General features: G+C 66.4%; 8 protein-coding genes. 7 read left to right on the plus strand and 1 reads right to left on the minus strand.

The window, feature by feature from the left end; translation table 11 throughout:
* Positions 1–60: 60 nt before the first annotated feature.
* The 6 genes from DBV10_RS22405 (at position 61) to DBV10_RS22430 (ending at position 6749) form a co-directional block, all read left to right on the plus strand.
* On the plus strand, positions 61–1008 hold the full coding sequence (locus DBV10_RS22405) for a tripartite tricarboxylate transporter substrate binding protein (RefSeq protein WP_124515754.1): 948 nt from the start codon (positions 61–63) through the stop codon (positions 1006–1008).
* A gap of 40 nt (positions 1009–1048) precedes the next feature.
* Positions 1049–2005 carry a tripartite tricarboxylate transporter substrate binding protein gene (locus tag DBV10_RS22410; protein WP_124515755.1) on the plus strand — a complete coding sequence of 319 codons (957 nt, stop codon included), beginning with the start codon at positions 1049–1051 and terminating at the stop codon, positions 2003–2005.
* 3 nt (positions 2006–2008) lie between these two features.
* Positions 2009–2911 (plus strand): amidohydrolase, encoded by a 903-nt coding sequence (locus DBV10_RS22415; RefSeq protein WP_124515756.1) that lies wholly within the window; start codon positions 2009–2011, stop codon positions 2909–2911.
* Between the two features lie 17 nt (positions 2912–2928).
* Positions 2929–3846 (plus strand): SMP-30/gluconolactonase/LRE family protein, encoded by a 918-nt coding sequence (locus DBV10_RS22420; RefSeq protein ID WP_124515757.1) that lies wholly within the window; start codon positions 2929–2931, stop codon positions 3844–3846.
* Between the two features lie 178 nt (positions 3847–4024).
* Positions 4025–6223 (plus strand): catalase/peroxidase HPI, encoded by a 2199-nt coding sequence (katG, locus tag DBV10_RS22425; protein ID WP_124515758.1) that lies wholly within the window; start codon positions 4025–4027, stop codon positions 6221–6223.
* 127 nt (positions 6224–6350) lie between these two features.
* Positions 6351–6749 carry a carboxymuconolactone decarboxylase family protein gene (locus DBV10_RS22430; protein WP_124515759.1) on the plus strand — a complete coding sequence of 133 codons (399 nt, stop codon included), beginning with the start codon at positions 6351–6353 and terminating at the stop codon, positions 6747–6749.
* Between the two features lie 105 nt (positions 6750–6854).
* On the opposite strand, the gene DBV10_RS22435 is transcribed toward DBV10_RS22430, so the two are convergent.
* Positions 6855–7388: a PAS and helix-turn-helix domain-containing protein gene (locus tag DBV10_RS22435; protein ID WP_124515760.1), complete on the minus strand. Its 534-nt coding sequence runs from the start codon at positions 7386–7388 to the stop codon at positions 6855–6857.
* Between the two features lie 76 nt (positions 7389–7464).
* Between DBV10_RS22435 and DBV10_RS22440 the strand changes: the two genes are divergently transcribed.
* On the plus strand, positions 7465–7784 hold a 320-nt coding region (locus DBV10_RS22440), incomplete at its 3' end, for a CoA transferase subunit A (RefSeq protein WP_148090346.1).

The following is a 7784-nucleotide window of genomic DNA, read 5'->3' on the forward strand; positions in this document are numbered from 1 at the left end:
AGGTAAGTCGCTAATCAGGAAAATACGCCTCTGGCGCTCGTCCCTCAAGCGCTAGCAGCTATGGTTTTAATAGCGTCCTGCGCAGCCCACGCGCAAGCAGGTGCGGCAGGCTACCCCACCAAGCCCGTGAAGCTGGTGGTGGGCTTTGCGGCAGGCGGCCCCACCGATGTGGTGGCACGCGCCTTTGCCGACCACGCCAGCAAGGCGCTGGGCCAGCCGTTCATCATCGACAACAAGCCCGGCGCGGGCACCATCATTGCCGCCCAGGCCGTGGCCAGTGCCCCGGCCGATGGCTACACGCTGCTGTTTGGCGCCACCAACCACACCATGATTCCGGCGCTGTACCAGGGCCGCGTCAAGTTCGATGCGGTGAAGTCCTTCCGCCCCCTGTGCACAGTGGCCAGCAGCCCCACGGCGCTGGTGGTGGCCCCCAGCCTGCCGGTCAAGACACTGGCCGATTACCAAGCCAAGGCCCGCGCCGAACCTGGCCGCGTGACCGCAGGCACCGCCGGGGTGGGCAGCTCGGGCCACTTTGCCACCGAGGTGTTTGCCCGCGCCCAGGGCCTGCAGCTCAACCATGTGCCCTACAAGGGCGCCGCGCCCGTGGTGACGGACCTGATGGGCGGGCAGCTCGACAGCTCCTTCGCCACCCTGGGTTCGGTGCTGCCGCACATCAAGAGCGGCAAGCTGCGCGCGCTGGCCGTGGGCGCGCCCCAGCGCTCGGCCCTGGTGCCCGAGGTGCCCACGTTTGCCGAAGCGGGCGGTGGCAACTATGCCGCCGACGTGTGGTACGGCGTGCTGGCCCCTGCGGGCTTGCCCGAGCCCATCGCCCAGGCGCTGGAGCGCACGGCCGCCGATTTTGCCAAGAGCGAGTCGGCCGCCGAAAAGCTGCGCGGCCTGGGGATGGATGCCGAATCGGTGTGTGGCAACACCTTTGCCGCCCGTGTGGCCCGTGAAGTGACCACCTATAGCCAGATTGCCAAGGCGCTCGATCTCAAAGCAGATTGAGCCGCCCTGTTGTAGAACCCAGAACTGATTGGAGACACGTATGTTCCGCTTCCTCAAACCCCTGATCGCCGCTTGCGCTCTGGCGGCTGGCGTGGCCCATGCCGCCTTCCCCGAGCGGCCCATCACCATCGTCGTGCCTTACGCCCCTGGCGGCGCGGCCGATGCCGTGGCCCGTGTGGTGGCCACCCGCCTGGGCGCCAAGCTGGGCGGCAGCGTGATCGTGGACAACAAGGCCGGCGCCAGCGGCACCATTGGCGCCAGCTTTGTGGCCAAGGCCCCGGCGGACGGCTACACCATGCTGTACGACGCCACGCCGTACTCCATCAACCCGCACCTGTTCCCCAAGATGCCCTACGCCAGCACGGCACTGCAGCCGCTGTCGCTGGTGCTGCTGGCGCCCAACGTGCTCATCGTGAAGGCCGATGCGCCCTACAAAAACGTGGGCGAGCTGATCGCCAAGGCCAAGGCGCAGCCGGGCAAGATCAACTTTGCCTCGGGCGGCAGCGGCACGGTGCAGCGCCTGGCGGCGGAGCTGATGGCCCAGAAGCTGGGCCTCGATATGGTGCATGTGCCGTACAAGAGCGGCGGCCCGGCCATCACCGATGTGATGGCCGGCCAGGTGGACTTCATGTTCGGCACCGTGGCCGCCACCTACCCGCATGTAGCGGGTGGCAAGCTGCGCGCGCTGGCCGTGTCGGCGCCAGAGCGTTCCAAGCGCCTGCCCGATGTGCCCACGGTGGCCGAGGCCGCCATCCCCGGCTATGAGGCCTATGAGTGGAACGGCATGTTCCTGCCCGCAGGCGTGCCCGCCCCCATCGCCACCAAGCTGCAGCAGGCCCTGCAAGAGGTGCTGAAGGAAGACGAAGTGAAACAGCGCCTGGCCGACCTGGGCGCCCAGCCCGTGGGCTCCACGCCCGCAGACTTTGCCGCCTTCCTGAAGAAGGAAGACGCGAAGTGGGGCGAGGTGGTGAAGAAGGGCAATATCAAGCTGGACTGACTGATGCCTTTGCCCGCGCTGACCACGCCCGTGCCGCACTCGGTGGGCCTGAACCGTCCGCAGCGCCGGTTGCCGCCCGGTGCGTGCGACAGCCACATGCACATCTTTGACCCGCGCTTTGCGCCGTCAGCCCATTGGCCGCGCACTCCGCCAGTGGCGCCCGTGGCGGTGTACCGGCAACTGCAGGCGCGCCTGGGCACTGCGCGCGCAGTGGTGGTCACGCCATCGACCTACGGCATCGACAACGCCTGCACGCTCGATGCACTCGACCAGTTGGGCGACAGTGCGCGCGGTGTCGCGGTGGTGGACCAGGACGTGAGCGCCGACGAGCTGACCCGCCTGGCCGCGCGCCGTGTGCGCGGGCTGCGGGTCAACTTCGTCTCGCCCCAATCGTGGGGCACCACCACGCCCGCCATGCTGACCACCCTGGCCCGCAAGGTGGCCGATCACCCGGCCTGCGCGGGCTGGCATATCCAGATCTTTGCGCACCCTGAGCAACTCATTGCACTCGCTCCCCAGTTGCACACTCTGCCCGTGCCCCTGGTCATCGACCACCTGGGCCGCATCGACCCCGCCGAAGGCCCCGCAGCGGAGGCCTATGGCGTGGTGCGCGGCCTGCTCGATGGCGGCAACACCTGGGTCAAGCTCTCGGGGGCCTACATGCGCTCGATGGTGCACGGCCCGCGCTATGCCGATACGCTGCCGCTGGGCCAGGCCCTGGTGCAGGCCGCGCCCGAGCGGCTGGTGTGGGGCAGCGACTGGCCGCACACCACCGAGGTGCCCGGCACCGTGAACGATGCCGATCTGGTGGACCTGCTGCACGCCTGGGCTGGCAGTGATGAGGCCATGGACGGCATCCTGGTCGGCAACCCGGCGCGGCTGTATGGTTTCGATGCCACCGCCTGACAACGAAAGACGCTCCCATGTTTCTTCTGCAATCCCCCGAGGTCCGCACGCTGGAATTTTTCACCTCGATGCCCGACGCTTTCCGCCGCCATGAGCGCAGCGATTGGGCCGACGCCAACCGGGGCGGCACCGTCACCGATTCGTTCCTCGAAGGCCCGGTGTTTGACGGCGCGGGCAATCTGTACGTGACCGACATCCCCTGGGGCCGCATCTTCCGCATCGACCCGCAGGGTGCCTGGAGCCTGGTGGCCGAGTACGACGGCGAGCCCAACGGCATGAAGTTCATGGATGCGGGCACGCTGCTCATCACCGACTACAAGAACGGGCTGATGCGCCTGGATGTGGCCAGCGGCACAGTCACCCCGTACCTGCAGCGCCGCAACAGCGAGCGCTTCAAGGGCGTGAACGACCTGATCTTTGACGCTGAAGGCAACCTCTACTTCACCGACCAGGGTCAAAGCGGCCTGCATGACCCGAGCGGCCGCCTGTACCGCCTGCGCCCCAATGGCCAGCTCGACCTGCTGCTGGCCAACGTGCCCAGTCCCAACGGCGTGGCCCTGTCGCCCGACGGGCGCGTGCTCTACCTGGCCGTGACGCGCGGCAACTGCGTGTGGCGCGTGCCCCTGCTGCCCGATGGCAGCGTGGCCAAGGTGGGGCAGTTCTTCACGTCCTATGGCCCGAGCGGCCCCGATGGGCTGGCAGTAGATGCGAGCGGCCGCTTGCTGGTGGCCAACCCGGGCCTGGGCTATGTGTGGGTGCTCAACCACCGCGCCGAGCCCGTGCAGGTGCTGCGCGGGCCGGTCGGGGCGTCCACCACCAACCTGGCGTTTGGCGGGGCAGGGCGCGCCACGGTGTTTGTGACCGATTCCACCCACGGCCACATCCTGTGCGCGCAGCTGGATGTGGGTGGTCTGCCGCTGACGCGAGCGCGTTGACCTGGGGCGGTCGTTGGCGTGGGCTGGCGGTGCATCTTTGAAAACGCCAATGGTGATTTGGTGTTTTATTGAAATTAGCTATTGATGGGATTCAATCGATTCAATTTACCTGCGCGGGATTGCTTCCTACCATCTGCCCTGTTGATGCGTTCATTCACGTTCTTACAGGAGATGCCCCATGACCACCGAAGCCAAGTGCCCCTTTGACCACAGCAAGGCCGTGCCCACGGGCCCCCGCAATGCCGACTGGTGGCCCAACCAGCTCAATCTCCGCCCGCTGAACCAGAACTCGCCGCTCACCGACCCGATGGGCGAGGGCTTCAATTACGCAGAAGAATTCAAGCGCCTTGATCTTGCAGCGTTGAAGGCCGACCTGCGTGCGCTGATGACCGATTCGCAGGACTGGTGGCCCGCAGATTTTGGCCACTATGGCCCGCTGTTTGTGCGCATGGCCTGGCACAGTGCGGGCACCTACCGCCTGGCGGACGGCCGTGGTGGCGCAGGGGCAGGGCAGCAGCGTTTTGCGCCGCTCAACAGCTGGCCCGACAACGCCAATCTGGACAAGGCCCGCCGCCTGCTCTGGCCCGTCAAGCAGAAGTATGGCCGCAAGATTTCGTGGGCCGACCTGATGATTTTGGCGGGCAACGTGGCGCTGGAATCCATGGGCTTCAAGACCTTCGGTTTCGCCGGTGGCCGCCCCGACGTGTGGGAACCCGATGAAAACGTCTACTGGGGGGCCGAATCCACCTGGCTGGGCGGCGACAAGCGCTACAGCGGCGAGCGCGACCTGGCCAACCCCCTGGCCGCCGTGCAGATGGGGCTGATCTACGTGAACCCCGAAGGCCCGAACGGCAACCCCGACCCCATTGCCGCCGCACGCGACATCCGAGACACCTTTGCGCGCATGGCCATGGACGATGAAGAAACCGTGGCATTGATTGCTGGCGGCCACACCTTCGGCAAGACCCACGGCGCGGGCGACGCTGCGCTGGTGGGCAAGGAGCCCGAGGGCGCGGGCATCGAGGAACAGGGCCTGGGCTGGAAGAGCAGCTACGGCTCCGGCAAGGGCGGTGACACCATCACCAGCGGCCTGGAAGTGACCTGGACCACCACGCCCACCCAGTGGAGCAACAACTTCTTTGAAAACCTGTTCGGCTACGAATGGGAGCTGACCAAGAGCCCGGCAGGCGCCCACCAGTGGACCGCCAAGGGCGCGGCGGCGACGATCCCGCACGCACATGACCCGGCCAAGAAGCTGGTGCCGACCATGCTGACCACCGACCTGTCGCTGCGCTTGGACCCGGCCTACGAGAAGATCTCGCGCCGCTTCCTGGCCCACCCCGAGCAGTTTGCCGACGCGTTTGCGCGCGCCTGGTTCAAGCTCACGCACCGCGACATGGGGCCGCGTGCGCGTTACCTGGGCGCTGAAGTGCCCGCCGAAGTGCTGGTGTGGCAAGACCCGATCCCGGCGGTGGACCATGCGCTGGTCGATGCGCAGGACATTGCGGCGCTCAAGGCCCAGGTGATGGCCTCGGGTTTGTCGGTGGCTGAGCTGGTCTCTACTGCGTGGGCGTCTGCATCCACCTTCCGGGGCGGCGACAAGCGCGGTGGCGCCAACGGGGCCCGCATCCGCCTGGCGCCGCAGAAGGACTGGGCTGTGAACCAGCCCGCGCAACTGGCCAAGGTGCTGGGCCAGCTCGAAAAGATCCAGCAGGCGTTCAATGCATCGCAGGCGGGCGGCAAGAAGAAAGTCTCGCTGGCCGACCTGATCGTGCTCGCCGGTGGCGCCGCTGTGGAGGCTGCCGCGAAGCAGGCCGGGCAGAGCGTGAGCGTGCCCTTCACCCCGGGCCGCACGGATGCCTCGCAAGAACAGACCGATGTGCCGTCGTTCGACGTCATGGAGCCCGTGGCCGATGGCTTCCGCAACCACGTGCGCCCTGGCCTGGAAAGCGCCGTGGCCGAGCTGCTGGTGGACCGTGCCAACCAGCTGACGTTGACTGCGCCGGAGATGACGGTGCTGATCGGCGGCCTGCGCGTGCTCGGCGCCAATGTGGGCCAGGCAGCGCATGGTGTCTTCACGCAGCGCCCCGGCACGTTGAGCAACGACTTTTTCGTGAACCTGCTCGACATGCGCACCCAATGGCAGAAGTCGGCCACCTCGGCGGGCGTACTGGAAGGTGTTGACCGCAGCACGGGCGCCAAAAAGTGGACCGGCACGGTGGCCGACCTGGTGTTTGGCTCCAATGCGGTGCTGCGTGCGCTGGCCGAGGTCTATGCCAGCAGCGACGCCCAGGCGGTCTTTGCGCAGGACTTCGCCCGCGCTTGGACCAAGGTGATGAACCTGGACCGGTTTGACCTGGCGGCGGCCAAGGCCTGAGCGTTGTGCCAACGCCCTCTGCGGGTCCTGAGGGGCGCTGCAGGGGGCGTTTTTATGGGTATGTGCCTTGTGCGTGCATGGGGCGGCTACGATGGCGGCCCCCAAAGAACCGAACCGGAGAGCCCGCATGACGCAACCATCCACCCCCTCCACCAAGGACTTCGACAAAGGCCTGGCCACGCGCAAGCAGGTCATGGGCGAGGACTTTGTGGCCAATGCCTTTGGCAATGCCACCGACTTCACCCAGCCCATCCAGGAGTTCATCACCCGCAACGCCTGGGGTGATGTGTGGCAGCGGCCGGGGCTGGACATGAAGACGCGCAGCCTGATCACCGTGGCCTTCCTCACCGCGCTGGGCAAGCAGCACGAACTCAAGGGCCATGTGCGCGGCGCGCTCAACAATGGCGCCACGTCGGCCGAGATCCAGGAGGTGCTGCTGCACGCCAGCATCTATTGCGGCCTGCCTGCAGCGGTGGAGGCCTTCCGCACGGCCGCCGAGGTGATCGACGGGCCCAAGAGGGGCTGACTGCGGTCTTCGGCTTGGACTGCTTCCTGTCGCCCGTAGAACTGGCATGTACCAAGCCAGCGCCACCGTGGAACTGGCTTTGCCAGGCCACTGGTGGTGTCCCCCTCAGGGGGAAGGNNCCAGGTCGGCGGCGGTGGAGGCGTTGTACTTGCGCATGAGGCGCGCACGGTAGATCTCCACCGTGCGGTGGCTGATCTCCAGTGCCCGGCCGATCTCCTTGGAGGTCAGGCCCTCCAGCAGGCGCGCCGCCACTTCGCGCTCGCGGCCCGTGAGTTCGGCCTTCACGGTGCGCTGCGAACTGAGGTCTTCAAAGCTCCAGATGCCCGAAGCGTGCGGATTTTCGCGGTTGAGCGCGCGGCCCGAGACATGGCACCAGAACACCTCGCCGTTGGCGCGCTTCATGATGCGGTTGTCCGCATAGTGGCCTTTGGCGTTCAGGATGGGCTCCATGTGCGCGCCCAGGCGTTCGTACTCGTCGGCGCTTGGGTAAAGTACCTGGAACGACTGGCCGATGAGCACTTCGCGCGAGGCGCCGAACATCTCGCAGACATGGCGGTTGCAATCGACCATGGTGCGGTTGCGTGACAGCACCAGCCCCACGGGGGCCATGTCGAAAGCCAGTCGGTAGTCAACGTCCATAGTGCAAGTCTTTACGAGAAACTACTTATTTAGATACGTAGTATCGTAGCGCATCCCAATTCATAAGGAGATCGTGGTGAACAAGATATTCCCCTCCGCAGCCGAGGCCCTGAAGGGCGTGGTGGCAGACGGCCAGCTCATGGCTGTGGGCGGTTTCGGGCTGTGTGGCATTCCTGAGGCCCTGATCGACGCGCTGCGCGATTCGGGCGCGAAGAACCTCACCGTGATCTCCAACAACGCGGGTGTGGATGGCTTTGGCCTGGGCAAGCTGCTCGAAACCCGTCAGATCAAGAAGATGATCTCGTCCTACGTGGGCGAGAACAAGGAGTTCGAGCGCCAGTACCTCGCAGGCGAACTGGAACTGGAGTTCACGCCCCAGGGCACGCTGGCCGAGAA

Origin of the sequence: Acidovorax sp. FJL06 (genome assembly GCF_003852545.1) — a bacterium.
Classification (GTDB): domain Bacteria; phylum Pseudomonadota; class Gammaproteobacteria; order Burkholderiales; family Burkholderiaceae_C; genus Acidovorax.